Raw genomic sequence first — 26,024 nt, 5'->3', positions numbered from 1 at the left:
CAAGCGATTGCGGGGCCGTTGCCCTATAGCCCGATGTTGCGGGTCACGCGGAGATCTTCGCGGTGTCGGCCGGAATTGGGGCATTTCGGCTGCCTCGCGGTCGGCGTACGTACATCAGCCAGGTCAATCCCGCCACGGCGCAATAGGAGGCCAGAAAGACCCAGAACGCCGGCGTCTCGGTTCCGGAGCTGGCGTAGGCCTGGCGCAAAACCAGGTTGATGGCGACCCCGCCGAGCGCACCGACCGCGGTGGCGAACCCGATCAAGGCGCCGGAGTGCGACCGTGCCCAATGCCGCCGCTCGGTTTCGTCGGCGTCCAGCGAGCGGCTGCGAGCCTCGAAGATCGACGGGATCATCTTGAGCACGGATCCGTTGCCCATCCCAGCCAGGATGAACAGCACCATGAACGCGGCGATGTAGATCCCGATCGTCGATGTGGTTGCGCGGGTGTTGTGATCGTCGATGGTGCTGGTCACCGCCAGGACGGCTGACGCCGCGATCATGCCGAGGAACACCATCAGACTGACTCGGCCCCCGCCGCGGCGGTCGGCCACCCGGCCGCCGTAGATGCGGGCCAAGGCGCCCAGCAGCGGGCCCAGGAATGCGATTCGCGCGGCGTAGAGCGCCGCCTCGGCGGGGCTGTGGCCGGCTTTCTCGAACGTGACGTGCAGAACCTGGGCGAAGGCGAATGCGAAGCCGATGAATGAGCCGAACGCTGCGCAGTACAGCGCCGAGATGATCCAGCTGTCCGGAACCGACAGGACCGATCGGATGCTGCCCACCTCTTCCCTGCCGTGGTCGAGGTTGTCCATCCACAGTGCTGCGCAGACGCCCACCACGGCGAGCAGGACCAGGTACACCGAGCAGACCAGTTCTGGCTTGGTGTTGCCCACGGTGGCCAGAATCATCAGACCCACCAACTGGATGGCGGCCACGCCGAGGTTGCCGATACCACCGCACAGGCCCAGGGCGACACCCTTGAGTCGCTGGGGGTAGAAGGCATCGACGTTGGCCAGCGACGCGGCGTAGTTGCCGCCGCCCAGGCCGGTCAGTGCAGCGCACACCACATACATCCACAGTGGCTGGCCGGGCTTGATGAGCAGCAGCAGCGTCCCGGAGGTCGGGATCAGCAAGATCAGCGAGGAGGCCACTGCCCAGTCCCGGCCACCGAACTTCGCGGTGGCCCGGACGTAGGGCACGCGGACGCAACCGCCGACCAGAGTGGCGACCGCGCCCAGCAGCAGCTTGTCGGCGGCGTTGATGCCGTAGACCGACTCGGGCATGAACAGCACCACCACCGACCACAGTGACCAGATCGAGAACGCCACATGCGTACTGGCGGTAGACCAGATCAGGTTGCGCCGCGCGATGGCGGCATTGCCGGCTTCCCAGGCTGCGCAGTCCTCAGGATCGAAGTTGGTGATACGGCCGTTCGTCATGCGATCTCCTCGGGCTCTGGGCCACCGTCACGCGCGGAATCTCGCATCACGATGGACGGAGTGCGAACCTACCCACCAGATCTGGCAAGTGGCAGTAAAGAACCTGAAAACGTCGTGGGTGCACGAACCGCGAGTGGTGCACCTCACGTATCTGCCGCGCGCACAGGATATTTCACCTGGTGGTCCGGCCAAGTGGAGAAACGTTGCGTTGGGTTGGAAACCGCTGTCAGCTAACTGGGAGTCAGCGGTAGACCTGCAGTGGCGCGTTACTACCAGACGTGACCGTCACGCCAGTCGCACGTCAGCTCGGCCGTGGTGTCCAACTCGATCCCGACCGGCATGACGAACACGGTGCCGTCCGCCTCGGGGGTGCGCACCGGCCCAGTCGGGGACAGGACGGCAGTGGGGCCCCGCCACGGCAACCATCCGCGCGCGGTGTAGAGCCGGCGGCTGATGCTGGGCGAACTGAGAGCGCCGAGTTCGAAGGCGCCACGGATCACCTGTTCGCACGCCCGCAGCACCGCGGTACCCAGGCCCCGCTCCCGGTAATCGGCGCGTACGGTGACGGCCTCTACATAGCCGCATCGCAGCGATCTGCCGCGATAGAGCAGTTGGCGCCGGATCACAGCACCGTGGGCGATCAGCACACCGTGATGCCAGATCAATGCGTGCATGCCGCCGAGCGCGTGCTGCCAGTCGGCGTCGGACAGCGTGCCCCCGGATGCTTCGGTGACCAGTCGGTGGGCTCCGCGGCGGGTCTCGTCGTCCAGATCGCTGGTGTGAATCAGGCGGGCCTTGTGAACCTGGCCGGGCACTCCAGTGGCCTACCAGGCCGCGGGCGAGGCCGGGTGCTGGCGGGGCCGCGACCAGTGCATCCGCACGGTCTGCCCGGGCCGTACCTGCGCCAAGGTGTCGATGTCCTCGTCGACCACCACCCCGACGACCGGGTAGGCGCCGGTCACCGGATGGTCGGGACCCAGGATTATCGGAAAGCCGTTCGGCAGGATCTGGATTGCGCCCCGGTCGGCGCCCTCGGCGGGCAATTGCCTGTCGGGCCAACGGTATTCCAGCGGCATCCCCACCAGGCGCATGCCGACGCGGTCGCTGTGGTTACTCACCAGCCAGTTGGTGCGCACCATGATGTCGGGGTCGACGAACCAGTCGTCGCGTGGGCCCGGCATCACCCGCAACTCGACCACGTCATCGGCGATGGTCGCCACCGGCGCCAGGTCGATCTCCGGGAAGTGACCGGTCGGTTCGCCGATCTCCAGTACGTCGCCGTCGCGCAACGGGGCCGGGCCGATCTCGCCCATCACGTCGTAGCTGCGGGAACCCAGCACCGGCGGGACATCGATGCCGCCCCGCACCGCCAGGTAGCTGCGCAGCCCCGACCGGGGACTGCCCAAGGAGACCACCTGGCCGTCCCGGACGTGCTGAATGCTGTTGGTGCCGAAGCTGACTCCGTTGACATTCGGATCGGTGTCGGCGCCGGTGACTGCGATGTCGATGTCGCCGCCGTGCACCCGCACGGACAGCCCGCCGAATGCCACCTCGATGCTGGCTCGATCGTCGGGATTGGCCAGCAGTCGATTGGCCAACTTGTGCGAGCGACGGTCGGCGGCGCCGGACGGGCTGACGCCGAGGTATCCCATCCCGGTCCGGCCCAGATCCTCGACCAGGGCCAACGGGCCGGTGCGCAGAACTTCCAGGGAGGTGGTCATGGCGGTCACGCAGCCCGGAACTGTACCGACAGGCCCGGCGTCAACAGCGCCGGCACGGGACGGTCCAGGTCCCACAACACGGCCTCGGTGTGGCCGATCACGTGCCAACCGCCGGGCCACTGACGCGGATAGATGCCGCTGAACTGACCGGCCAGCGCGACGGACCCGGCCGGGACCGTACGCAACTCGGGGCGCCGCGGCACCTGCAGCCTCCGATCATCGCCGAGCAGGTAGGCAAAGCCCGGCGTGGATCCGCCGAAGCCCACCAGCCAGGGTGTCGCGGTATGGGCATTGATCACCTGGGCGACGCTCAGACCGGTGTGCTCGGCCACTTCGGCGAGGTCCGGACCGTCATAGACGACGTCGATCACCACGTCCGCCGGGCCGTCTGCGGCGCGAGTCCGGACCGCGGCGGGGTCGACGGCCAGGGTCGCCAGGCGGCGACGGACACCGACCCGATACCTCGGTGCGCTCAGTTTCACCAGCACCGTGTGGGATGCCGGGACGATGTCGACCACTCCGGGCAGCGCGGCGGCGTGCAGCGCTGCGGTCCAGGCCAGCACGTCGGTGGTGGAGTCGAACTGCAGCAGCAGGGCACTGTCGCCGTAGTCGAGGACCACATCGGTCTTGGCCAGGTCCGTGAAATCCAATGCCACGCTCATGTCTCGACGGTAGCCCCGAACCGCTCCGAATAGTGACGCAGACCACAATTCTGCGGGGTATGCCAGACGCGTCTTACTGAACGTGCAGAGTTGGCCTAACCGGTGATCTTGGCGATCAGTTCCGGCAGCTGCCCGGCAACAAACGGGTAGCTCAGCGGGGAGGCGAAGGCGATCGCTCCCGCCTGCTCCTTGCTGGTGAAGACGCTGCGCGACTCGAACCCGCCGATGTCGGGATCGGCCAGCAGCGCCGTGCGCTCGTCGTCGCTCTCGGTGGTCCAGATCAGCACGTCCGCGTCGCCGAGGACCGATCCGATCCGATCGCGCTCGATCACTGCGGGCGCCTCGGCGACGGTCAACCCCATCTGGGTCAGAAACGCGGTTCGCCAGCCGGTGGCGGCACTGACAGCGTCCTGGTCCAGCCGGCCGGCCAGCAGGAGCACCCTCTTGCCCGTGAATCCGGGATGTGCGGCGGCCACGTCGGCGAACGAGCGGTCGACACCGTCGATCAGCGACTGCATCTGCGGGCCGCGATGTACCGCCTTGCCGATGGCGGCGGCCTGCACCTTCCAGGGCTCGAAGAAGGCGTCACCACCGGACTGCGGCACGGTCGGCGCGATCGCCGACAGCTTCTGATAGGTCTCGGCGTCCACTCCGGCGTTCGTCGCAATGATCAGATCCGGCTTGAGTTCGGCGATCTGTGCGACCTCAATCCCGTTGTCCAAGTTCAGCACCACCGGTTTGGCGTCCCCGAGCTGCCGCTGCGCCCAGGGCCAGACGGCCAATGGTTGGTCGCCGAACCAGTTCGTCACCGCGATGGGAACGACACCGAGCGCCAACAGGTCGTCCTGGCCGGTGTAGCCGGCACTGACCACCCGGCTCGGTGGCTCCGGGATGGTGGTCTCACCGAAGAGGTGGGTGATGGTGACCGGTCCGGGTGCGCCCCCGTCGGGATGCCTGTCCGCCGAACAGGACGCCAGAAGGACGGCCGCACCGGCCGCGCCGCAGAGGCCGAAGAAACTGCGCCGGCTCTGGTCTCGCATGGCGTGAGATTAGCCCGCGATCAGGCGGGCTCGCCATACCCGCCGCCCCCGGGAGTCTCGATCACCAGCACGTCGCCGGGCCCAAGGTCGGTGGAGTCGCAGCCGGCCAACTCGGTCACGGAGCCGTCCGAACGTTCCACCCGGTTACGGCCCAAGTCGCCGGTGTGGCCGCCGGCCATCCCGTAGGGGGCCACTCGCCGGTGCCCGGTCAACACGCTGACGGTCATCGGCTCCCGGAACTCGATCCTGCGCACGCCGCCATCGCCGCCGCGCCAGCGTCCGGAACCGCCGCTGCCGTGCCGGATCGCATACTCGCGCAACAACACCGGGAAGCGCATCTCCAGCACTTCAGGGTCGGTCAGTCGCGAGTTCGTCATGTGGGTCTGCACTACGGGTGCGCCGTCGAAGCCTTCGCCCGCGCCGGATCCGCTGCCGAGCGTCTCGTAGTACTGGTGCCCGGCATTGCCGAACGTCACGTTGTTCATGGTCCCGGAGCCTTCGGCCTGCACCCGCAGCGCGGCCAGCAGAGCCCCGGTGATGGCCTGCGAGGTCTCGACGTTTCCGGCGACCACCGCAGCGGGGTAGGACGGCGACAACAGCGTGCCGTCGGGGATCGTGATCCGAATCGGGCGCAGGCACCCGTCATTGATGGGGATGTCGTCGGCGACCAGCGTGCGGAACACGTAGAGCACCGCGGCGGTGGCCACCGACGACGGGGCGTTGAAGTTTGTCGTCAGCTGCGGCGATGTCCCGGTGAAGTCGATGGTGGCAGTACGCGCCGCCCGATCGACGGTGACCCGCACCGCGATCGTCGCGCCGGAATCCATCTCATAGCGGTACTCGCCGTCGTCGAGGGAATCGATGACTCGGCGCACCGCCTCCTCGGCGTTGTCCTGGACGTGGCGCATGTAGGCCTGTACGACATCCAGACCGAAATGGGAGATCATCGAACGGATCTCGTCGATGCCCTTCTGGTTGGCGGCCACCTGCGCACGCAGATCGGCGAGGTTGGTGTCGGGACTGCGTGAGGCGAACTCCGCGCCGGTGAGATGCTCCCGGGTCTGCGCTTCGCGGAAGTGGCCGTCGTCGACCAACAGCCAGTTGTCGAACAGCACGCCCTCCTCGACAACCGACCGGCTGTCAGCGGGCATGGAACCCGGTGTTGTCCCGCCGATTTCGGCATGGTGGCCGCGCGAGGCGACGAAGAACAGCACCGGGTCGCCCGGGCTCGCCGCTTCGGCGTACACCGGGGTGACGACGGTGATGTCGGGCAGGTGGGTGCCACCGTGATACGGGTCGTTGACCGCGTAGACCTGGCCGGGACGCATGGTGCCGGCCCGGCGGGCGATCACCTCCTTGACGGTGGCGCCCATCGATCCCAGGTGCACCGGGATATGTGGTGCATTGGCCACCAGGTTGCCGTCGGCGTCGAACAATGCGCAGGAAAAGTCCAGCCGCTCACGGATATTCACCGACTGGGCGGTGGCCTCCAGTCGAGTGCCCATCTGCTCGGCGATGGCCATGAACAGGTTGTTGAAGATCTCCAGCAGAACGGGATCGGCCGCGGTCCCGGCAGCGGCCGGGGCGGTGGTGGCCCGCCGTTGCAGCAGCAGCTGACCGTCGGCGGTGAGCTGGGCCTGCCAGCCGGCATCGACGACGGTGGTGGCGTTGTCCTCGGCGATGATGGCGGGCCCGATCACCACGTCGGTGATCGAGTCCCGCTGGAGCAGGGGCGCGTCGTGCCAGGCGCCACCGGCATACAGGCGCACGACCTCGCCGGCCGTAGGCGTTGCGCCGACGTCGCGGTTGCCGAACAGTTCGGGCTGCTCGGTGAGACCGGTCGCCTCGACCGAAACTGCCTCGGCGATCAGCGCACGGTCCATCAGGAAGGAGTACATACCGCGGTGGACTTCTTCAAAGGCCCTCGTCATCTCGGCGATGGCGCCCAGTTCCACCGGTATTGAGGTGTCGGTGCCCTGATAGCGCAGGTGCACTCGGCGTATCACCCGGGTCTGCTCGGCCGGAATGTGCTGGGCGGCGAGCGCTTCGCGCGCCTGGCGCTCCAGGTCGTCAGCGACGTCGACCAATCCGGTGCGGGCGGTGGGAACCAGCTCGGTCTCGACGGCGCGCTCGCGGATCACGGTGGTGTCGGCCAGTCCGATTCCGAGGGCGGAGAGCACGCCCGCCATCGGCGGCACCAACACCGTCCGGATGCCGAGCTCGTCGGCGACTGCGCACGCATGTTGGCCGCCGGCGCCGCCGAAGGTGGTCAGGGCGTACCGGGTGATGTCGTGGCCCCTGGCCACCGAGATCTTTTTGACCGCGTTGGCCATGTTCGCCACGGCGATCCGCAGGAAACCTTCGGCGACCTGCTCGGGGCTCCGGTCATCGCCGGTGGCCGACAGGATCTCGCCGGCCAGCGCGGCGAAGGAGCGCCGGACAGTTTCCGCGTCCAGCGGCTCGTCGCCGGCCGGCCCGAACACGGCGGGGAAGTGGGCGGGTTGGATGCGCCCCAGCATGACGTTGGCGTCGGTGACGGTCAACGGTCCGCCGCGCCGATAACAGGCCGGGCCGGGGTCTGCACCCGCGGACTCCGGGCCTACGCGATACCGGCTGCCGTCGAAGTGCAGGATCGAGCCGCCGCCGGCGGCGACGGTGTGAATGTGCAGCATCGGCGCGCGCAGCCGCACACCGGCGACTTCGGTGGTGAACACCCGCTCGTATCCGCCTTTGGCGGTGTAATGCGAAACGTCGGTGGAGGTTCCGCCCATGTCGAACCCGATCACCGAGTCGAAGCCCGCCAGCGCCGACATTCGCACCATGCCGACGATTCCGCCGGCCGGACCGGACAGGATCGCGTCCTTGCCACGGAAGTGATCTGCCGCCGCCAGCCCACCGTTGGACTGCATGAACATCAGTCGCACGCCGGCGAGCTGGTCGGCCACCTGGGCCACATACCGGCGCAGCACCGGGGACAGGTAGGCGTCGACGACGGCGGTGTCGCCGCGGGGAATGAGTTTCGGCAGCGGACTGACCTCGCAGGACAGCGAGACCTGGGTGAAACCGATGTCGCGGGCCAGATCGCCGATCGCCTTTTCGTGCACAGGATTTCGGTAGCTGTGCACGCATACCACGGCTAACGCGCGAATGCCGTCGGCGTGAGCGGCACGCAGCTGTCCGGCCAAGGCCTCCAGATCCGGTGCCCGCAGCACGCTGCCGTCGGCGGCGATGCGTTCATCGACCTCGATGGTGCGTTCGTAGAGCTGTTCGGGCAGCACGATCTGCCGATCGAAGATGTGGGGCCGATTCTGATAGGCGATGCGCAGTGCATCGCCGAAGCCCCGGGTGATGACCAACAGGGTCCGTTCACCGGCGCGCTCCAGCAGCGCGTTGGTGGCCACCGTGGTGCCCATCCGTACCGCATCGATCAGGCCCGCCGGAATCGGCTCGTCGTCGCCGAGCTGCAGCAGGGCGCGGATTCCGGCCACCGCCGCATCCCGGTACTGCTCCGGATTCTCCGAGAGCAGCTTGTGCGTGAGCAATCGCCCGTCGGGGTGGCGCGCCACGATGTCGGTGAAGGTGCCGCCCCGGTCGATCCAGAACTGCCATGTAGCCGACACGGGTCACATTCTGCCGTTGGGTGCCGCCGCGGGGGAAGCCAGTCCGGGACTGCGCGGCGTGGTGAGCAGAGCGACCGCGAAATCGGCGTACGTGCGTGCGGTCTCCTCGGGGGTGGCGGGACCGTCGGCGTTGAACCACTGCGGCAGCGAGGTGCACATCGTCGTGATGGCGCGCCCGGCGATCCTGCGGTCGAGGAAGTCGGCGACGTCGGTGTCGGACTCCCGCACGCTGCGGTCGATGGCGGCGTCGAGGATGTGCTGGAGTTGATTTCGCGAGTCGGCGATACGTTGCCGATTCATCGCGGTGAGACTGCGCATCTCGCTGGCCCCGATGAAGGCCAGCTTTTGACGGTGGGTGTGGAACAGGGCCAGGGCTTCGACCACCAACCGCACTTCCTGCAGTCCGGTCGTGGCCTCGGCGCGGGCCGCGGCCACCCGCCAGTGCAGTTCTGTCATGGTCAGGTCGAGTATCGCCACCAGCAGTGCCTGCTTGTCGGGGTAGTGGTGGTAGATCCCCGGCACGCTCATACCCGCACGTGCGGAGACATCCCGCATGGAACTGCCGTGGTAGCCGGTTTCGACGAACGTATCGATGGCCGCGGCCAAAACACTGTCCAGGGCCAACGGCGGAAACCGACGCCAGTCGGATGGCACGGAGTCGATCTGCTGGGCCTGCGGATGCTCCCGGTGCGGCATGGCTGCCGAGACGGTGCCCGCCAGGATCTGGGCCGGTGTGACGCCCAGGGCGCCGGCGCACTCCTGCAGGCGCGACACCGAGATCCCGGTCTTGCCGTTCTCGATGGCGCTGACCGTGGCGGGGCTGACACGCAGATGCTGCGCGAGGTCGCGCACAGTCAGACCCCGGGCCCGGCGGGCGGCGCGGATCGCCAGGCCGCACTCCGGCGATCCCGCCATGGCCACCTCCGGTGTTCAGAATTACTGAACTATAACGCACGAAGTGGCGTGTCTCCGCCGGGCGGATTTTGACGTGAAATGCCCGGTTGTGTCACAGTCCGTAGTGTTCGGGCCGAGTGATCGGTCGGTCATTGCGAGAGTGGTGATGAGGTGTCATGGCGATCGAGTTGAGCTACTCGCCGGAAGTGTCGGCGCTCGTCGAGAAGACGCGGGCGTTCATCGAAGACGTGGTTCTGCCCGTGGAGGACCGCTTCGGCGGAGACATTGCCGCCGCGGGCGGGGACACCGCGGTACGGGAACTGCAGGCCGCGGCCCGCGAGGCGGGGGTGTTCGCGCCGCACGCTCCGGTCGAATACGGCGGCCTGGGCTTGAACATGTCCGACCGGGCACCGGTCTTCGAGGCCGCCGGCTATTCACTGTTCGGCCCCGCCGCGGTGAACATCGCGGCACCCGATGAGGGCAACGTGCACCTGCTGGCAGAGGTGGCCAGCCCCGAGCAGAAGGCGCGTTACCTCGCGCCCCTGGCGGCCGGCGAAGTGCGATCCGCGTTCGCGATGACCGAGCCGGGACCGGGCGCGGGTTCGGACCCGGCGGCGTTGACGACCAAAGCCGAACGCCGGTCCGGTGATTGGTACATCAGTGGCCGCAAGTGGTACATCACCGGCGCCGATGGCGCAGCCTTCTTCATCGTCATGGCCCGCACCTCCGGGGAGCCCGGCCAGCGCGGCGGCGCCACCATGTTCCTGGTCCCAGCCGACACCGCGGGTCTGACCGTCGGCCGCCACATCTCGACGCTGGACCGGTCCATGGTGGGCGGCCACTGCGAGGTGTTCTTCGACGACGTTCGGGTCCCCGAGGATGCGGTGCTCGGCGAGGTGGACCGCGGCTTCGAATACGCCCAGGTGCGTCTGGGCCCTGCGCGTATGACGCACGTCATGCGGTGGCTCGGCGCCGCGCGTCGTGGCCACGACACCGCGCTGTCGCACGTCGCGACCCGTCAGGCCTTCGGCTCGACGCTCGGCGATCTGGGCATGATCCAGAACATGGTGGCCGACAACGAGATCGACATCGCCGCCACCCGTGCGCTGCTGGTGCGCGCATGCTGGGAACTGGATCAGGGCTCGCACGCCGGCGACGCGACGTCGATCGCCAAGACGTTCGCCGCCGAGGCGATCTTCCGGATCGTCGACCGCAGCGTCCAGATGTGTGGTGCGCTCGGCGTCAGCGAAGAGCTTCCCCCGGCGCGGCTTTCCCGCGAGGTGCGTCCGTTCCGGGTCTACGACGGCCCGTCTGAGGTGCACCGCTGGGCGATCGCCAAGCGGCGGGTCGGGGCTGCCCGGCGTGCTCTGAAAGACGCCGCGCAGTGACGGCCGAAGCCCTGGATCCGGTCGCCCTGCGGCAGTACCTCGTCGCCAACGGCGTTCCGGTTCAGGGTGAGCTCACCGTCGAGCTTATTGCCGGCGGCCGGTCCAACCTCACCTTCAAGGTCAGCGACGAGTCGTCGGCCTGGGTGGTGCGTCGGCCCCCGCTCGGCGGCCTGACTCCGTCGGCTCACGATGTGGGCCGCGAGTTCGTGGTCACCGACAAGCTCTACGGCACCGGCGTTCCGATCGCGCGTCCCGTGGCTCTCGACGCCGACGGCACGGTCTGCGGTGCCCCCCTGACCGTCACGGAGTTCGTGACCGGCCGGGTCTACCGGCACAAGGACGATCTGGACACGCTGTCCGACGCGGAACTGGCGGCCAACGCCTCGGCCCTGGTGCAGGTTCTGGTGGACCTGCACGCGGTCGACTACCGTGCTGTTGGGCTGGAATCCTTTGGCAGGCCGGACGGATTCCTGGAACGCCAGGTGCGGCTGTGGGCGCGCCAGTGGGAACTGGTCAAGACGCCCGGCAACGCTGAGGCACTGTCCGACGATGTCACGAAACTGGCGGCGGCCCTGGCCGAATCGATTCCGCCGGCCGCGCAGCCCTCGGTGGTGCACGGTGACTTCCGGATCGACAACACCATCTGCGATCCAGATCGGGCGGATGTCATCCGGGCAGTCGTGGACTGGGAGCTGTCCACTCTCGGCGACCCGCTGACCGACATCGCCCTGATGTGTGTCTACCGGTCACCGGCATTCGACCTGGTGTTCGGCCACCCCGCCGCGTGGACCAGTGAACGCCTGCCGTCGCCCGACGCCCTGGCGCAGGAATACGCCCGGCTGTCCGGCCGGGACCTCGGCGACTGGAGCTTCTACCTGGCTTTGGCGAACTTCAAGATCGGCGTGATCGCCGAAGGAATCACCCACCGTGCCCAGCACGGTGCGAAGGACGTGCAGAATGCCGGTGCAGCGGCGCAGGCCACGCCGGAATTCATCGCTGCGGCGCGAAAAGCGTTGAAATAACTGAGAAAAGTCGAGAAAGGTGAGTCGGTGAGCGTACTGGACAAGTTCCGCATGGACGGCAGGGTCGCCGTGGTGACCGGGGCGTCCTCGGGCCTCGGCGTCTATTTCGCCCGGGCCTTCGCCGAAGCCGGCGCGGACGTGGTGCTGGCGGCCCGCCGGGTGGAGAAGCTCGAGCAGGCGGCCGAACTGGTCGCCGCGACCGGACGCGCAGCTCTGCCGGTGGCGACCGACATCGCCGACCCGGCGGCGGCGACCCGAATGGTCGAGGCGGCCATGGAGCGATTCGGCCGGGTGGATGTGTTGATCAACAACGCCGGCATCGGAACGGCGCACCCGGCCACCCGGGAAACTCCCGAGCAGTTCCGGGAGGTCATCGACATCAACCTCAACGGGGCGTACTGGGCGGCGCAGGCCTGTGGACGGGTGATGCAGCCCGGCTCGTCGATCGTCAACATCTCCAGCATCCTGGGCCTGACCACGGCGGGGCTGCCGCAGGCGGCGTACGCCGCCAGCAAGGCCGGCCTGATTGGTCTGACGCGGGACTTGGCTCAGCAGTGGGGAAGCCGTAAAGGCATTCGGGTCAACGCGATCGCTCCGGGCTTCTTCGAGTCCGAGATGACCGAGCAGTACCGCCCGGGCTACCTGGAGAGCGTCGCGCACCGGATCGTGCTGGGCCGGATGGGGGACCCGGAAGATCTCGCGGCCTCGGTCCTGTGGCTTGCCTCGGACGCCGGTGGCTACGTCACCGGGCAGACCATCGCGGTCGACGGCGGCTTCACGATCAACTGACGCCCGCGATAGCCTCGGCTGATGGCGGCTGATGCGCACTGACATCGCGGGGATGCTGCTCGAGCGCCTCGGTGACTCGCGTCTGGGCTTGCGCACCCGGCAACGGGATTGGACGTGGGACCAGGTGGTGCGTGAGTCTGCCGCGCGTGCCGCATTGGCGTCGTCGTTGCGCCGGGATGGACCGTTTCACATCGGCGTACTGCTGGACAACGTGCCGGATTACATTTTCTGGCTGGGCGCCGCAGCGCTGTCCGGCGGGGTGGTGGTTGGGATCAACCCCACTCGCGGCGACGCCGAGATGGCTGCGGAGATCCGGCATGCGGACTGTCAGCTGATCGTCACCGACACCGTCGGGATGGAGCGACTGACCGGCCTGGATCACGGCCTGGACCCCGGACGCTTCCTGGTGATCGACGAGCCCGGGTACGCCGCGCTGGTCGATGACCATCGGGTGGAGCCGGCAGCCGCCGACGGGGTGGGAACGGAATCGCTGCTGTTGCTGCTGTTCACCTCGGGAACCACGGGTGCCTCCAAGGCGGTCAAGTGCAGCCAGGGCCGGCTGGTCCGGATCGCCGAGACGGCCACCGCGAAGTTCGGCCATGTGCGCGACGACGTCGACTACTGCTGCATGCCGCTGTTTCACGGCAACGCGATCATGGCGCTGTGGGCGCCCGCGCTGGCCAACGGCGCCACCATCTGTCTGACACCCAAGTTCTCGGCGTCGCAATTCCTGTCCGACGTGCGCTACTTCGGGGCGACGTACTTCACCTACGTGGGCAAGGCGCTGGGCTACCTCCTGGCCACCCCCGAACAGCCCGACGACGCCGATAACGTCCTGGTGCGCGGCTTCGGGACCGAGGCGTCACCGCAGGATCAGGCGGAGTTCCTTCGCCGGTTCGGCGCTGTCCTGCATGAGGGTTACGGCTCCAGCGAGGGCGGCAACGCGGCGATACCCGACCCGGCGGCACCGCCGGGAGCGCTGGGCCGTCCGGCGCACGCCGGCATCGCGATCGTCGACCCGCAGACCCGCGCCGAATGCGCCATCGCGATCCTCGACGAGCACGGGCGGGTGACCAACGCCGACGAGGCGGTCGGCGAGATCGTCGACAAGACCGGGGCCCGTGACTTCGAGGGCTATTACAAGAACGACGCCGCGGATTCAGAGAAGATCCGCGACGGCTGGTACTGGACCGGCGACCTGGGCTATCGCGACGAGGCCAGCTTCCTGTACTTCGCCGGCCGCCGGGGCGACTGGATCCGGGTCGACGGCGAGAACATCTCCGCGCTGACCACCGAGCAGATCCTGCGCCGGCATCCGCTGGTAATCAGTGCCGCCGTCTACGCGGTACCCGACCCGCGCTCCGGCGACCGGGTGATGGGCGCTGTCGAGGTGGGCGACCCCGACAGCTTCGACGCCGCCGCCTTCGCCGAGTATCTGGCCGCCCAGCCCGACCTGGGGAGCAAGGGGTTTCCACGATTTCTGCGGGTCTCGGCCGGCCTGCCGGTCACCGGCTCGAACAAGGTGCTCAAACGCGAACTGCAGGCGCAGTGTTGGCACACCGACGAGCCGGTATACCGCTGGGCGGGCCGGGGAACCCCGGAGTACACCCGGATGACCCACGACGACAAGCGTGCGCTGGACGCCGAGTTCGCCGCCTACGGCCGGCAGAGCTACCTGCGAGGCCACGGGCTGTAGTCGGCGATCAGCTCTTCCTGGGGCGGGCGCTGCGCCTGCGCGACGTGCTGCAGGTTGATCCGGACCCGATACCAGATCGAACTCGGGCCGCGCATACTGTCGAGCAGAACATCCTCGGGCGCCAGCTGTTTCGCCGCTGCGGCGTGCCGGTCCCGCCAGACGTCGAGGGCCGCCATCGCCTCGTCACGAGTCTTGGTGCGGGCGATCTCGATCAGCGGCAGCGGTGAGGTACGGCGGCCGTCAACACTTTTGCGCGAGCCGCGCGGCGCCTTGGGGGCCGGGCCCTGCTCGGCGGCCAGCTCCAACAGCGACTCCAGCCCGCCGGCGGTGTCATTGATGCCCGCCCAGGGGTCACCGATCTGGGCGAGGCGGTCCGGCACCGTGTCCATCGTGAATGACGCCGGGTCCACGGTGGCCACCTCGTCCCAATGCAGCGGCGTCGACACCCGAGCGTCCGCAGTGGCCCGCACCGAGTACGCCGAGGCCACGGTGCGGTCCTTGGCGTTCTGGTTGAAGTCCACGAAGACGCCGTGCCGTTCCTCTTTCCACCACCGGCTGGTGGCCAACTGTGGTGCGCGTCTTTCGATTTCGCGGGCCACCGCCTGAGCGGCCAGTCGCACCTGCGCGAACTCCCAGTGCGGTGCGATCCGCGCGTAGATGTGCATGCCGCGTGAGCCGGACGTCTTCGGCCACGCCGTCAGACCGTGATCGGCCAGTACTTCGCGCGCCAGGAGGGTCACCTCGACGATCTCCGGCCAGCCGACGCCCGGCATCGGGTCGAGGTCGACCCGCAGCTCGTCGGGATGGTCGAGGTCGCCGGCGAGCACCGGGTGTGGGTTGAGATCCACACAGCCCAGGTTGATCACCCAGGCCAGCCCGGCGGCATCGTCGATGACGACTTCCTGCGCCGACCGGCCGGACGCGTAGCGCAGTTCTGCGACCGACACCCACTCCGGGCGGCTGGCCGGAGCACGCTTCTGAAAGATGGCCTCGGCGTCGATGCCGTGCACGAAGCGTTTGAGGATCATCGGCCGCCCGGCCACCCCGCGCAGCGCACCGTCGGCCACCGACAGGTAGTAGCGGATCAACTCGATCTTGGTACGCGGGGTGGAGCCTGGTCCGCCGGGAAACACCAACTTCTCCGGGTGGGTGACCGCCACCCGGTGTCCCGCGACCTCCAGCGACATCCCGCCGGCCATGAGGTCATGTTAGTGAGAGGCCGCCATCCGCCGCCCGACGGCGATCTGCGTCACATAAGGTTGTCCCATGGCTAAGCTCACTGACCTGCCCAGCCAGGCTGTCAACAAGCTCGGTCGCTACATCGAACGCGGTGGCGCCGAGTTGCATTACCTGCGCAAGATCCTGGAGTCCGGCGCTTTGAAGCTGGAGTCCCCACGGGTCATCGCCAGCGCACTCTCCGATGGAGCACGCTGGGGCGAGTTGGGGATGATTCCTGCGCTCAATGCACGTCGTGACCCGAACGGTGTCGCAGTGATCGACGACGACGGCAGCATCACGTTCAAAGAACTCGACGATGCCGTCAACGCGGTGGCCAACGGCCTGCTCGCGATGGGGGTCCGTGGCGGCGACGGAGTGGCGATCCTGGCGCGCAACCACCGCTGGTTCCTGATCGCCAACTATGGCTGCGCGCGGGTGGGCGCTCGGCTGATCCTGCTCAACAGCGAGTTCTCCGGACCGCAGATCAAGGACGTCTCCGAACGCGAAGGCGCCAAGCTGATCATCTACGACGACGAGTACACCGCCGCCGTGGCGCAGGCCGACCCGGTGCTGGGCAAATTGCGGGCCCTGGGCGTCAACCCGGACACCGACGAGCCGTCGGGCAGCACCGACGAGACCCTGGCGCAGCTGATCGCGCGCAGCAGCAAGGCGCCGGCGCCGAAGGTAACCAAGCACGCCTCGATCATCATCCTGACCTCCGGCACCACCGGCACGCCCAAGGGCGCCAACCGCAGCACGCCGCCCACGCTGGCGCCGATCGGCGGCATCCTGTCGCACGTTCCGTTCCGTGCCGGTGAGGTGACGTCGTTGCCGTCGCCGATGTTCCATGCGCTGGGCTACCTGCACGGCACGCTGGCCATGTTCTTCGGCTCGACACTGGTGCTGCGGCGCCGCTTCAAACCGGCCACCGTGCTCGAGGACCTGGAGAAGCACAAGGTGACCGGCGTGGTCGTCGTCCCGGTGATGCTGTCGCGGATCCTGGACCAGCTGGAGAAGACCAGTCCCAAGCCGGACCTGTCGAACCTGCGGATCGTGTTCGTCTCCGGCTCGCAGCTCGGCGCCGAGCTGGCGACGCGGGCCATGAAGGACCTGGGGCCGGTCATCTACAACATGTACGGCTCCACCGAGGTCGCGTTTGCCACCATCGCCGAACCCTCCGACCTGCAGTACAACCCCGCGACGGTGGGACAGGTGGTCAAGGGCGTCAAGGTCAGGATCCTCGACGACGACGGCAACGAGGTGCCGCAGGGTCAGGTCGGGCGGATCTTCGTCGGCAACTTCTTCCCGTTCGAGGGCTACACCGGCGGCGGCGGCAAGCAGATCATCGATGGACTGCTGTCGTCGGGTGACGTCGGCTACTTCGATGAGCGCGGGCTGCTCTACGTCAGCGGTCGCGACGACGAGATGATCGTCTCCGGCGGCGAGAACGTCTTCCCTGCTGAGGTCGAGGACCTGATCAGCGGGCATCCCGACGTGATCGAGGCGACGGCCTTGGGCGTCGAGGATAAGGAGTGGGGCGCTCGGCTGAAGGCCTTCGTGGTGAAGAAGGAAGGCTCCACCGTCGACGAGGACGCCATCAAGGTCTATGTGAAGGAGCACCTGGCGCGCTACAAGGTGCCGCGCGAGGTGGTCTTCCTCGACGAGCTGCCGCGGAACCCCACCGGCAAGATCCTCAAGCGCGAACTCCGTGACCTGTAGGACCTTTATCGCGAGCTTTATCGCGAGCTTTATCGCGAGATCCCACTCACGCAGGAAACGTTCGAGTAGCGACCTGCGTGAGTGGGATCTCGCGGCTTAGGGATCGCAGGGGAGCCCTAACAGCCGCGAGCAGACGCGAAAGCCCCCAATTCCACTAGGAAAAGGGGGCTTTCACGTCTGCTCGCGGGTGGGGGGTTAGGGATCGCGGGGGAGGCCTAGCAGCCGCTCGGCGATGATGTTGAGCTGGACCTCCGAGGTGCCGCCGTAGATGGTGGTGGCGCGGCTCATCAACAGGTACTCGGCCCACTTGCCGGGCAGCTGGTCGCGGTCGCCGATAGCGGCATCACCGCCGAACGTGCCGACCGCGAACTCCGCGTAACCCTGTCCGGTCCGCATCGACAACAGCTTGGACACCGCCGCCGCCGGCATCGGGTCCTTGCCCGCCAGGGTCAGCAGCGTCGAGCGCAGGTTGAGCAGCTTGGCGGCGTGCCCCTCGGCGATCAACTGGCCGGCGCGGCGCTGTTCGCCCACGTCGAACTGGCCGTCGGCAATGAACTGCACGAACCCGTCCAGGCTGGCCAGGAACGGCATCTCGGAGCCGCCGATGGACACCCGCTCGGCGGTCAGCGTGTTGCGGCTGACCTCCCAGCCGCGGTTGACCTCGCCGAGCACCAACTCGTCCGGGATGAACACGTCGTCGATGAACACGGTGTTGAACATCGCCCCGCCGGTGAGCTCACGCAGCGGACTGACCGTCACACCCTCGGCCTTCATGTCCAGCAGGAAGTAGGTGATGCCGTCATGCTTGGGCGCGCTCGAGTCGGTCCTGGCCAGCAGGGCTCCCCACGAGGAGAACTGCGCGGCCGAGGTCCAGATCTTCTGGCCGCTGATCCGCCAGCCGCCGTCGACCTTCGTCGCCTTGGTGGTCAGGCTGGCCAGGTCTGAACCGGCGCCGGGCTCGGAAAACAGTTGGCACCAGACCAATTCGCCACGGAACGTGGGCGGCAGGAAACGCTGCTTCTGCTCCTCGGTGCCGAACGCCACGATCGACGGGATGAGCCACGCGGCGATACCCATCGCCTGGCGGCGCACGCGGCCGGTGGTGAACTCCTGCTCGATGATGATCTGCTCGATCGGCTCGGCCGCGCGGCCCCACGGCTTGGGCAGGTAGGGCAACACCCAGCCGCCCTCGGCGATCGCGATCGTGCGCTCGTCATGCGGCAGGGCTTTGAGGGCGGCGACCTCGGCCCGGATCTCGGCACGCAACTTCTCGGTGTCGGGGTCCAGGTCGATGTCGATCTTGCGCATCCCGCCGGCGGTCGCGGTGTCGACGACCTGCTGGGGATACCCTGCGCGGGAGCCGAACGAGGCGGCCAGTATCAGCGCCCGCCGGTAGTACACGCCCGCGTCGTGCTCCCAGGTGAAGCCGATTCCGCCGTGCACCTGGATGCAGTCCTGGGTGCAGCGCTGCGCGGCGCTCGGCGCCAGCGTGGCCGCCACCGCTGTCGCGAACTGTACCGCCGAACCCGCGGCGTCCCAACCGTTTTCATTCGCCTCGTCGACAGCACGGGCGGCGTCCCACACGGCGGCCGTGGCCCGTTCGGTGTCGGCGATCATCTCCGCGCACTTGTGCTTGATGGCCTGGAACTGGCCGATCGGCCGACCGAACTGCTCACGGATCTTGGCGTAGTCCGCCGCGGTGTCGGTGGCCCAGCGTGCCACGCCGATGGCCTCCGCGGACAGCAGCGTCGAGATCAGCGCGCGGGCACGCTCCGAGGAGAGGTTCCGCAGGACCCGGCCCTGGTCGACCTCGACACCGTCGGCGCGCACGTGCGCGATCGGTCGCAGCGGGTCCACGCTTGTCACCGGCTCGATCGTGAGCTGGTCGGCGCGCAGCAGCACCCACGTCTCGGCGCCGTCGACCGCCACGGGCAGCACCAGCAACGACGCCTGCGCGGCGGCCGCGACAGCACGGGCCTCACCCTGGATCACCAGCCCGGACCCGGCAGCGGTACCGGTCAGCCCCGGATTGATTGTGTAGCTGGCGATCACCTCGCCGCCGGCCAGCCCACTCAGTTCGGCGGCGGCCGGATCGTTCGCGGCGATCAGGGTGCTGGCAATGGCGGACGGCACAAACGGCCCCGGCACCGCGCCGTAGCCGAACTCGGCGAGCACCACCGCCAGCTCCAGGATTCCGAAACCCTGGCCACCGGCTTCCTCGGCCAGATGCACACCCGCCAGGCCCTGCTCGGCGGCGGCCCGCCAGTACGGCGGCGGATTCTCGATGGGGTTGTCCATCGCGGCGTGCAGCAGCTCGGACGGCACAGCCCGGGCCACGAAGGACCGCACGGAATCGGCGAGGTCCTGATGTTCAGAAGTGATCGCTATCGGCATGGAGGCGCCTTTCGGTGTGTACGTGTAGTGAATCTAACAACCAGTGGGTTGGTTGACTACGTTGGTGAGGGGCAGACCGTCGCGAAGCCGGCGACAGTTGTCGACGGCGGCAGCCAGGTAGCGCCGCATCGTGTCGGCCGTGTACCAGCTGACGTGCGGGGTCAGCACCACGTTGTCGAGTCCGAGCAGCGGGTTGTCCGCGGTCACCGGTTCGACGGCGAACACGTCGAGACCGGCCCCGGCCAGCCGCCCGCTGCGCAGCGCGTCGGCCAGCGCGGCTTCGTCGACGATCGGACCGCGCGCGGTGTTGACCAGCACCGCCCCGGGTTTCATGCGCGCCAGGGCGGCCCGGTCGATCAGCTGGTGGGTGGCATCGGTCAGCGGAACGTGCAGCGAGACGATGTCGCAGGCGGCCAGGAGTTCCGGCAGGGGCCGCCAGCCTGGAGTGCCGTCGTCACGGGTGCTGGTGTGCAGCACCTGCGCACCCATGGCGGCCACGATCCCCGCCACCCGCTGGGCGATGCTGCCGAAGCCGACCAAGCCGACGGTGCAGCCGCCGATGTCGCGGCACTGCTCGCCGAGGTCGGGATCCGTCGGCCAGCCGCGGATCTCACGGGTGGCGCGATCCAGCGGCAGCAGTCGGCGCAACACGGCCAGCATCAGCAGTACGGCGCCCTCGGCGACCGATGCGGCATTGGAGCCGGGCATGTTGGCCACCGCGATACCGCGCTGTGTCGCGACGTCGACGTCGATGGTGTTGATGCCGACCCCGAACTTGTGCACCAGCCGCAGCCGCGGCCCGCGGCGCAGGTCGTCACCCGAGAGTGGCCGCAGCACATGCCAGAGCACTTCGGCGTCGGGCAGCTCGCGGTGGAACGTGTCGTCGTCGTCGGAGGCGCACCACCGGATGTCCAGCCAATCAGCCTCGGGTGCAACGAATTCCTCGACCTTGGGGCCGGGAATGAAGTGCGCCAGGACTCGCATGTTCAGGACTTCTCCTCGGCGTAGATGGCCCGATAGAACACGTTGGCCAGTGTGCGGATACACGCGGCATCGTCGGGGCCGTCGTCGTCGCGGGGCGTGGCGAGCTGGACATAGCAGAACTGGTTGAGCATCGACACGATCGCCACCGCGAGCAACGCCGGGTCGTCGTCGGTGCAGTAGCCCTCGGCCTGGGCGCGCTTCACCGTTTCGGTGATGTGGCCGACGGGAACCGCGCAGATCTCCGCCCAATACCGGGCGAAGTCCTCGTTGACCATCGCCAGCTGGGAGACGCCGACCATCTCGGCCAGCCGGTTGCGGTAGGTGTACCAGTGCGCGGCCGTGGCCTGCTCGATCCGCTCGCGGTTGGTCAACCCGTGCCGCACCATGCTGGAGGCGCGCTGGCCGGCCTCATCGCGGAAACGCAGCGCCCATTCGCGGACCATCGCCTCTTTGGAGTCGTAGTAGTTGTAGAACGACGCCGCAGATCGGCCGGCCTCGGCGGCAATGTCGGCGATGGTGGCGGCCAAGACTCCCTTGCGGGCGATCACCGCGCGCGCCGCGGCGTCCATCGCAGCCTGGGTGCGTCGGCCCCGGTGGGTGGGCAGCGGCTCGCGGTGGCCGGACGGCTCGGGGCTGGTCGACACCGGCACGCACTTCCTGTCTGGTCAGGTCTGGATCAAATCTGAATCTGATGTTAGATTCAGTTTCGGATCTTGACCAGAGGAGTGTCCGCGCATGATCAAGCCGCACGGTGTCAACACCGAATTCGAAATCAGCGGGATCAACCACGTAGCGATGGTGTGCGCCGATATGGAACGCACCGTCGACTTCTACAGCAACATCCTGGGCATGCCCCTGATCAAGTCGCTCGACTTGCCGGCGGGCATCGGTCAGCACTTCTTCTTCGACGCCGGTAACGGCGACTGCGTGGCCTTCTTCTGGTTCCGGGATGCCCCGGACGGGGTGCCGGGCATCTCCGCGCCGGCCCACATCCCCGGCATCGGCGAGATCACCAGCGCGGTGAGTTCCCTCAACCACCTGGCCTTCCATGTGCCGGCGGACAAGTTCGACGCCTACCGTCAGAAGCTGAAGGAAAAGGGCGTGCGGGTGGGCCCGATCCTCAACCACGACGAGTCCGAGTGGCAGGCGAGCCCCACGCTGCACCCCGGTGTGTACGTCCGCTCGTTCTACTTCCAGGACCCCGACGGCATCACCCTGGAATTCGCGTGCTGGACCAAGGAATTCACCGGCGACGAGGAGCAGGTCGCCCCCAAGACCGCAGCCGACCGCCGGGTTCCGGCCGGCACCTAGTGCCCTTGCGGTGCGAGGCTGATCACCCGGTCGAATTCGTCGATGCAGGCCTCGACGGCGGCGGTGAGCAGCGCCGCGTCACTCGTCTCTGACGCCACGGTGTGACTGCGCGCCGATGCCGCGTGCGCCGCAGCGGGAGTGGCCTCGTCAGCGGCCAGTGCGGCCGCCGCGGTGGCGAGCTCGCCGATCGCCGCGTCGACCGGCGCAAGCAGTGGCCGGTCGATCTCGGCGGTGACGCGCGCCAGATGCAGCACAGATTCGGCCAGCAGCGACAGCTGTGCGGCCTGGCGATCGGCGGCGCGCGTAGCACCGCGCAGCGACCAGCGACGCGGACAGATCCACGCCACCTGCTCGGCGGTGCGGCGGGCTTCGGACAACCGGGCCAGCCGGCGATGCAGGGCAGTGGCATTGTTCAGAATCCACGCCGAATCCCCGGTGGGGGTGGGGATCTCGGCCAGAATGCGGCGCAGCGCTGCCCACACCTCAACCCGGGCATCGCGCAGGACGGCCAGCGGGTTCTTGGGAAAGAGCAGGATGCTGAACACCACCGCGATGCTGCCGCCGATCAGTGCGTCGAACAGCCGCTCGGTCCCGATACCACCGCTGGGGAATGACAGGACCAGGATCGCCGAGATGACGGTCTGATTGACGAACATCGGACGCTGCAGAAAGCCCCGCCCGATCAGCAGCGCGGTGGACAGTGACACCAATACGACGGTGGCCATCGCCACCGGCCCGGCCCCCAGCAGGGCGTGTATGCCGCTGCCCAATCCGATTCCCAGGCCCACCCCGACCACCATCTCCAGGGCAAGCTGGGCGCGGACCACGTTGGTCGCCCACATGCACACCGACGCGGCGATCGGCGCGAAGAACGGGGCGGTGTGGCCCAGCGCATCGCGGGTGAGATACCAGGCCAGGCCCGCGGCCAGCGCGGTCTGCAGGATCGCCCACACCGTGACGCGCAGTCGTGACGAACCGATCATGTTGCCAGCAAACAGCACGTGGCGTCTCAACGCACAACTTCCCGGTAGACCGCATCGATCCGGCGGGTCCAGCCGCGGGAATCGAGGTACTCCAGCAGGGGGATCGCCACCCGCCGAGTGGTGCCCAACGCCTGCTTGGCCTGCGTGGCGGTGAAAGGCTGCGTCAGCGAGGCCAATTCACGCATCGCCAACGCGGGCGCCGTGGGCAGCAGCACCAGATTCTCGGTGAGGCGCAACAGCCGCCCCACCCGCTCGGCAGCCGCCAGCTCCCGGATGCCCAGATGCAGCGCGGCCAGATCGTCGGCCTCGGGGGCGTGGAAGGGCGACGCCACCAGCCGGGTTTCCAACTCGGCGATAGCGTCCTCGGCGGGGCCGAGATCGTGATGGCTGTCGGGTAGCCGAATCAACCCGTCGTGTTGTTCCAGCCGCGCCGCGCCCACCAACGCGTCCAGAAGTGCCGGGTCGGGAAGCGACAGCAGATCCGCAGCCGCGCCCCGAGACAGCCCGGCGGACAGCGGATCACGCTCGCGCAGTTCGCGCACCGCGCACCGCAGTCGGTCCCGCCACGCCTGAAACGCCGCAGCATGCACCCACCAGTCACCGATCACCGACACCTCCAGCGGTACCGGGGGTCGCTCGTATCCCAGCAACTGCAGACGGTGCCGCGACACCGCGCCGCGGCGGGCCACCTCGGCCAGGATCCGCTGTGGCTGATCGGCCAGATCGGCGCCTGAGAGCTCGTCAGCGCGTCGAGCCGCAGCGCCGCGCCGCTGCAGGGCGGGCGGATCGGCATCGAGCACCACCACCCCGCCCAGAACCCGGCGGGACCCGGGGTCACGCAGCAGCAGACGATCCGAAAACATCAGGGGCAGCGGGTGTTCCAAAGCAATTCGGGCGTGATCGGCGCCCAGAAGCCGCAACCGGGCGGGCACCGCGCCGGTGCCCACATGCACCACGAGTCGCTCGGGGGCCTCCGCCAGCGGGCGACCGCTGCTGTGCCGGACGTCGGCCACCGTGGTGGTCAGCCACGAACCGGCGCTGACCAAGGCGTTACCGCGATGCACCTCGCCGGATGCCACCCCGCGCAGATTGACCGCCACCCGCACCGTGGGATGCAAAGCCGCATGCGTCTCGCCGCAGCTCTGCAGCCCGCGGATGACCACCGACCGCGAATGCCCACGATCCAACAACTGCAGGTGATCGCCGACGGTCAGGGTGCCCGCGGTCAGGGTGCCGGTCACCACCGTCCCGGCCCCGGTGATGGTGAAGGACCGGTCTACCCACAGCCGGACGCGCCCCGTGCTCGACGGTGCCGGAAGCTCGGCGAGCAGGCCGTCGAGTGCGGCACGCAGCGTGTCCAGGCCGGTGCCGTCCAGCGCGGACACTGCGACGATCGGGGCGTCCCGCAGACCGGTCTGGGCCAGCTCGGTGCGAACCTGTTCGGACACCTCGCCGACACGGTGGTCGCCGGCTCTGTCGGTGCGGGTGAGGACCACCAGTCCCCGGGTGATGCCCAGGGCGGCAATGGCGTCGCGATGGTCGTCGGACTGCGCCCGCCAGCCCTCGTCGGCGGCCACCACGAAACACACCACCGAGGCCGGTCCCAGGCCGGCCAGCGTGTTGGGCAGAAACCGTTCGTGGCCCGGCACATCGACGAACGCCACCCGCCGGCCCGACGGCAGCGCGGTCCAGGCGAAACCCAGGTCGATGGTGAGTCCGCGCCGACGCTCCTCGGCCCACCGGTCGGGCTCCATACCGGTGAGCGCCCGCACCAGGGTGGACTTGCCGTGGTCGACGTGCCCGGCGGTGGCCACCACGAACATGTTCACCCGATCCGGTCGAGTGCGGCCCGTACCGCGGCCAGCAGCCGGGCATCGTCGGCTGCGGGCACACAACGCAGATCGATCAGACAGGCTCCGTCGTGCACCCGGGGCAGCACCGCGGGATCACCGGTGCGCAGCGCGGCGGCGGCGGCCTCAGGAAGCCGGACCGCCCAGCCCGGCAGCGGGACTCCCGGCGCGCCACCGCCCCCGACCCGGCCGTCGTGGGCGACCACGGTGGCACCCACCGCGCCGGCCAACTGCTGCGCGCGGGAATGCAACTGGTCAGGGTTGGCGTGCAGCGCCTGGGTCACCGGTGCGGCCGCGCCGGAAACCGTCGCCTCGAGGGCGGCCAGGGTGAGTTTGTCGGCTCGGACCGCGCGCGCCAGCGGGTGTCGGGCGAGCGCGGCGACGGTCTCGGTCCGGCCCAGCACAATCCCGGCCTGCGGCCCGCCGAGCAGCTTGTCGCCGCTGGCGGTCACCAGGTCGGCGCCGGCGGCCAGCATGGTGGCCGCATCCGGCTCGTCGGGCAACAGTGGATCCGGGGCCAGCAGTCCGCTGCCCAGATCGGCTATCAGGGCCACATCGTGTCGGGTTGCCAGTGGCCGCAGCTCCGCCAGCCCCACCGATGCCGTGAAACCGTGGACGGCGAAATTACTGGGATGCACCTTGAGGATGCACCCGGTCTGAGGTCCGATGGCCTCGGCGTAGTCGCGCAGGTGGGTGCGGTTGGTGGTGCCGACTTCCCGCAGCCTCGCCCCGGTGGAGGCAATCAGATCCGGTAGGCGGAATCCGGCCCCGATCTCGATCAGTTCGCCGCGGCTGACCACCACCTCTCGGCCGGCGCCCAGCGTCGTGGTGGCAAGCACCAGCGCCGCGGCGCCGTTGTTGACCACCAGCGCGTCTTCGGCGGATGGGCAGGCCGCCAGCAGGGCGGCCCGGGCCGCGACCCCACGTTGGGAGCGCGCCCCGCTGACCAGGTCCAGCTCGACGTCGACGTAACCGCTGGCCGCCACCAGCGCATCGACCGCGCCGGCGGATAGCGGCGCGCGCCCCAGGTTGGTGTGCACCACCACCCCGGTGGCATTGAGGACGGGTCGCAAGGACGTCGGAGGAAGTTCTGAAAGAACTTCCAGCACAGTACTTTCGACGAGCTCTGGTGCCAGGTCCCCACGGCGGGCTCGGTCCTGGGCGCCGCGCACCACACCGCGGACCACATGCTCGCCGAGGCGTTCCCGGGCCGCGCGAACCGGAGGCAGCAGCAACAGTGCATCGGTGCGCGGAATGGCGCGGCGCGGGTCGGCGTCGGTCACAGCTTCTCCTCC

The 26,024-nt window shown here is 68.6% G+C and carries 20 protein-coding genes; 6 read left to right on the top strand and 14 right to left on the bottom strand.

From position 1 onward, the window contains the following. Positions 1-43: 43 nt before the first annotated feature. From AWC18_RS13000 to relB, 7 genes are all read right to left on the bottom strand, one after another. Positions 44-1,438, bottom strand: a complete 1,395-nt coding sequence (locus AWC18_RS13000) for a nitrate/nitrite transporter (protein WP_085138997.1) — start codon at positions 1,436-1,438, stop codon at positions 44-46. A gap of 269 nt (positions 1,439-1,707) precedes the next feature. After that, a complete protein-coding gene (locus AWC18_RS12995; protein WP_085138996.1) occupies positions 1,708-2,253 on the bottom strand; it encodes a GNAT family N-acetyltransferase in 546 nt (181 codons plus the stop codon). 9 nt (positions 2,254-2,262) lie between these two features. Then, positions 2,263-3,159 (bottom strand): 5-oxoprolinase/urea amidolyase family protein, encoded by an 897-nt coding sequence (locus AWC18_RS12990; RefSeq protein WP_085139089.1) that lies wholly within the window; start codon positions 3,157-3,159, stop codon positions 2,263-2,265. Positions 3,160-3,164: 5 nt separating this feature from the next. Beyond that, positions 3,165-3,821: a 5-oxoprolinase subunit B family protein gene (locus tag AWC18_RS12985; protein WP_085138995.1), complete on the bottom strand. Its 657-nt coding sequence runs from the start codon at positions 3,819-3,821 to the stop codon at positions 3,165-3,167. A gap of 95 nt (positions 3,822-3,916) precedes the next feature. Further along, a complete protein-coding gene (locus AWC18_RS12980) occupies positions 3,917-4,861 on the bottom strand; it encodes an ABC transporter substrate-binding protein (protein ID WP_085138994.1) in 945 nt (314 codons plus the stop codon). 20 nt (positions 4,862-4,881) lie between these two features. After that, positions 4,882-8,481 (bottom strand): hydantoinase B/oxoprolinase family protein, encoded by a 3,600-nt coding sequence (locus AWC18_RS12975; RefSeq protein ID WP_085138993.1) that lies wholly within the window; start codon positions 8,479-8,481, stop codon positions 4,882-4,884. Positions 8,482-8,484: 3 nt separating this feature from the next. Then, positions 8,485-9,396: a type II toxin-antitoxin system RelB family anti-toxin gene (relB, locus tag AWC18_RS12970; RefSeq protein WP_085139088.1), complete on the bottom strand. Its 912-nt coding sequence runs from the start codon at positions 9,394-9,396 to the stop codon at positions 8,485-8,487. Positions 9,397-9,551: 155 nt separating this feature from the next. Here relB and AWC18_RS12965 point away from each other — a divergent pair, with 155 nt between their 5' ends. From AWC18_RS12965 to casI, 4 genes are read left to right on the top strand one after another with little or no spacing between them, the layout of a single operon-like run. Next, positions 9,552-10,763, top strand: coding sequence for an acyl-CoA dehydrogenase family protein (locus AWC18_RS12965; RefSeq protein WP_064997387.1), 1,212 nt, complete (start codon positions 9,552-9,554; stop codon positions 10,761-10,763). Beyond that, positions 10,760-11,785, top strand: coding sequence for a phosphotransferase family protein (locus tag AWC18_RS12960; RefSeq protein WP_064997386.1), 1,026 nt, complete (start codon positions 10,760-10,762; stop codon positions 11,783-11,785). The genes AWC18_RS12965 and AWC18_RS12960 overlap by 4 nt, the downstream gene beginning before the upstream one ends. Before the next feature lie 27 nt (positions 11,786-11,812). Further along, the gene (locus AWC18_RS12955; RefSeq protein WP_064997385.1) at positions 11,813-12,574 is read left to right on the top strand and encodes an SDR family NAD(P)-dependent oxidoreductase; all 762 of its coding nucleotides are present in this window, start codon (positions 11,813-11,815) and stop codon (positions 12,572-12,574) included. Positions 12,575-12,605: 31 nt separating this feature from the next. Continuing rightward, positions 12,606-14,270 carry a steroid-22-oyl-CoA synthetase gene (gene casI, locus AWC18_RS12950; protein ID WP_085138992.1) on the top strand — a complete coding sequence of 555 codons (1,665 nt, stop codon included), beginning with the start codon at positions 12,606-12,608 and terminating at the stop codon, positions 14,268-14,270. Here casI and AWC18_RS12945 read toward each other — a convergent pair. After that, the gene (locus tag AWC18_RS12945) at positions 14,246-15,469 is read right to left on the bottom strand and encodes a DNA polymerase domain-containing protein (RefSeq protein ID WP_085138991.1); all 1,224 of its coding nucleotides are present in this window, start codon (positions 15,467-15,469) and stop codon (positions 14,246-14,248) included. The genes casI and AWC18_RS12945 overlap by 25 nt on opposite strands. Before the next feature lie 67 nt (positions 15,470-15,536). On the opposite strand from AWC18_RS12945, the gene fadD2 reads away from it, so the two are divergent. After that, positions 15,537-17,207, top strand: coding sequence for a long-chain-fatty-acid--CoA ligase FadD2 (fadD2, locus tag AWC18_RS12940; protein ID WP_064997382.1), 1,671 nt, complete (start codon positions 15,537-15,539; stop codon positions 17,205-17,207). 195 nt (positions 17,208-17,402) lie between these two features. Here the strand turns inward: fadD2 and AWC18_RS12935 are convergent, their stop codons facing one another. From AWC18_RS12935 to AWC18_RS12925, 3 genes are read right to left on the bottom strand one after another with little or no spacing between them, the layout of a single operon-like run. Then, positions 17,403-19,601, bottom strand: coding sequence for an acyl-CoA dehydrogenase family protein (locus AWC18_RS12935; protein ID WP_085138990.1), 2,199 nt, complete (start codon positions 19,599-19,601; stop codon positions 17,403-17,405). Positions 19,602-19,634: 33 nt separating this feature from the next. Beyond that, positions 19,635-20,585: a 2-hydroxyacid dehydrogenase gene (locus AWC18_RS12930; RefSeq protein ID WP_085138989.1), complete on the bottom strand. Its 951-nt coding sequence runs from the start codon at positions 20,583-20,585 to the stop codon at positions 19,635-19,637. Positions 20,586-20,587: 2 nt separating this feature from the next. Continuing rightward, entirely contained in the window at positions 20,588-21,229 is a 642-nt protein-coding gene (locus tag AWC18_RS12925) for a TetR/AcrR family transcriptional regulator (protein ID WP_085139087.1), read from the bottom strand. Positions 21,230-21,320: 91 nt separating this feature from the next. Here AWC18_RS12925 and AWC18_RS12920 point away from each other — a divergent pair, with 91 nt between their 5' ends. Continuing rightward, complete coding sequence (locus AWC18_RS12920; RefSeq protein ID WP_085138988.1) at positions 21,321-21,896, top strand: VOC family protein; 576 nt, start codon at positions 21,321-21,323, stop codon at positions 21,894-21,896. On the opposite strand, the gene AWC18_RS12915 is transcribed toward AWC18_RS12920, so the two are convergent. From AWC18_RS12915 to selA, 3 genes are read right to left on the bottom strand one after another with little or no spacing between them, the layout of a single operon-like run. Then, the gene (locus tag AWC18_RS12915) at positions 21,893-22,879 is read right to left on the bottom strand and encodes an FUSC family protein (protein WP_085139086.1); all 987 of its coding nucleotides are present in this window, start codon (positions 22,877-22,879) and stop codon (positions 21,893-21,895) included. The two genes, AWC18_RS12920 and AWC18_RS12915, sit on opposite strands and share 4 nt — an antisense overlap. A 26-nt stretch (positions 22,880-22,905) precedes the next feature. Next, entirely contained in the window at positions 22,906-24,702 is a 1,797-nt protein-coding gene (gene selB, locus AWC18_RS12910; RefSeq protein ID WP_085138987.1) for a selenocysteine-specific translation elongation factor, read from the bottom strand. Between the two features lie 2 nt (positions 24,703-24,704). After that, positions 24,705-26,012: an L-seryl-tRNA(Sec) selenium transferase gene (selA, locus tag AWC18_RS12905; RefSeq protein WP_085138986.1), complete on the bottom strand. Its 1,308-nt coding sequence runs from the start codon at positions 26,010-26,012 to the stop codon at positions 24,705-24,707. Positions 26,013-26,024: the final 12 nt, after the last annotated feature.

This window comes from Mycolicibacter nonchromogenicus, from assembly GCF_002101775.1.
In the GTDB taxonomy this organism is placed as follows: domain Bacteria; phylum Actinomycetota; class Actinomycetes; order Mycobacteriales; family Mycobacteriaceae; genus Mycobacterium; species Mycobacterium nonchromogenicum.
Note: the sequence above shows the minus strand (reverse complement) of the source record. Positions and strands in the feature narration are given on the sequence as shown.

Excerpts from the sequence above, each read along its gene's own strand:
- AWC18_RS13000 (WP_085138997.1), bottom strand. The coding sequence starts at position 1,438 with ATGACGAACGGCCGTATCACCAACTTCGATCCTGAGGACTGCGCAGCC.
- AWC18_RS12990 (WP_085139089.1), bottom strand. The coding sequence starts at position 3,159 with ATGACCACCTCCCTGGAAGTTCTGCGCACCGGCCCGTTGGCCCTGGTC.
- AWC18_RS12985 (WP_085138995.1), bottom strand. The coding sequence starts at position 3,821 with ATGAGCGTGGCATTGGATTTCACGGACCTGGCCAAGACCGATGTGGTC.
- AWC18_RS12980 (WP_085138994.1), bottom strand. The coding sequence starts at position 4,861 with ATGCGAGACCAGAGCCGGCGCAGTTTCTTCGGCCTCTGCGGCGCGGCC.
- relB (WP_085139088.1), bottom strand. The coding sequence starts at position 9,396 with ATGGCGGGATCGCCGGAGTGCGGCCTGGCGATCCGCGCCGCCCGCCGG.
- AWC18_RS12965 (WP_064997387.1), top strand. The coding sequence starts at position 9,552 with ATGGCGATCGAGTTGAGCTACTCGCCGGAAGTGTCGGCGCTCGTCGAG.
- casI (WP_085138992.1), top strand. The coding sequence starts at position 12,606 with ATGCGCACTGACATCGCGGGGATGCTGCTCGAGCGCCTCGGTGACTCG.
- AWC18_RS12945 (WP_085138991.1), bottom strand. The coding sequence starts at position 15,469 with ATGGCCGGCGGGATGTCGCTGGAGGTCGCGGGACACCGGGTGGCGGTC.
- fadD2 (WP_064997382.1), top strand. The coding sequence starts at position 15,537 with ATGGCTAAGCTCACTGACCTGCCCAGCCAGGCTGTCAACAAGCTCGGT.
- AWC18_RS12935 (WP_085138990.1), bottom strand. The coding sequence starts at position 19,601 with ATGCCGATAGCGATCACTTCTGAACATCAGGACCTCGCCGATTCCGTG.
- AWC18_RS12930 (WP_085138989.1), bottom strand. The coding sequence starts at position 20,585 with ATGCGAGTCCTGGCGCACTTCATTCCCGGCCCCAAGGTCGAGGAATTC.
- AWC18_RS12920 (WP_085138988.1), top strand. The coding sequence starts at position 21,321 with ATGATCAAGCCGCACGGTGTCAACACCGAATTCGAAATCAGCGGGATC.
- AWC18_RS12915 (WP_085139086.1), bottom strand. The coding sequence starts at position 22,879 with ATGATCGGTTCGTCACGACTGCGCGTCACGGTGTGGGCGATCCTGCAG.
- selB (WP_085138987.1), bottom strand. The coding sequence starts at position 24,702 with ATGTTCGTGGTGGCCACCGCCGGGCACGTCGACCACGGCAAGTCCACC.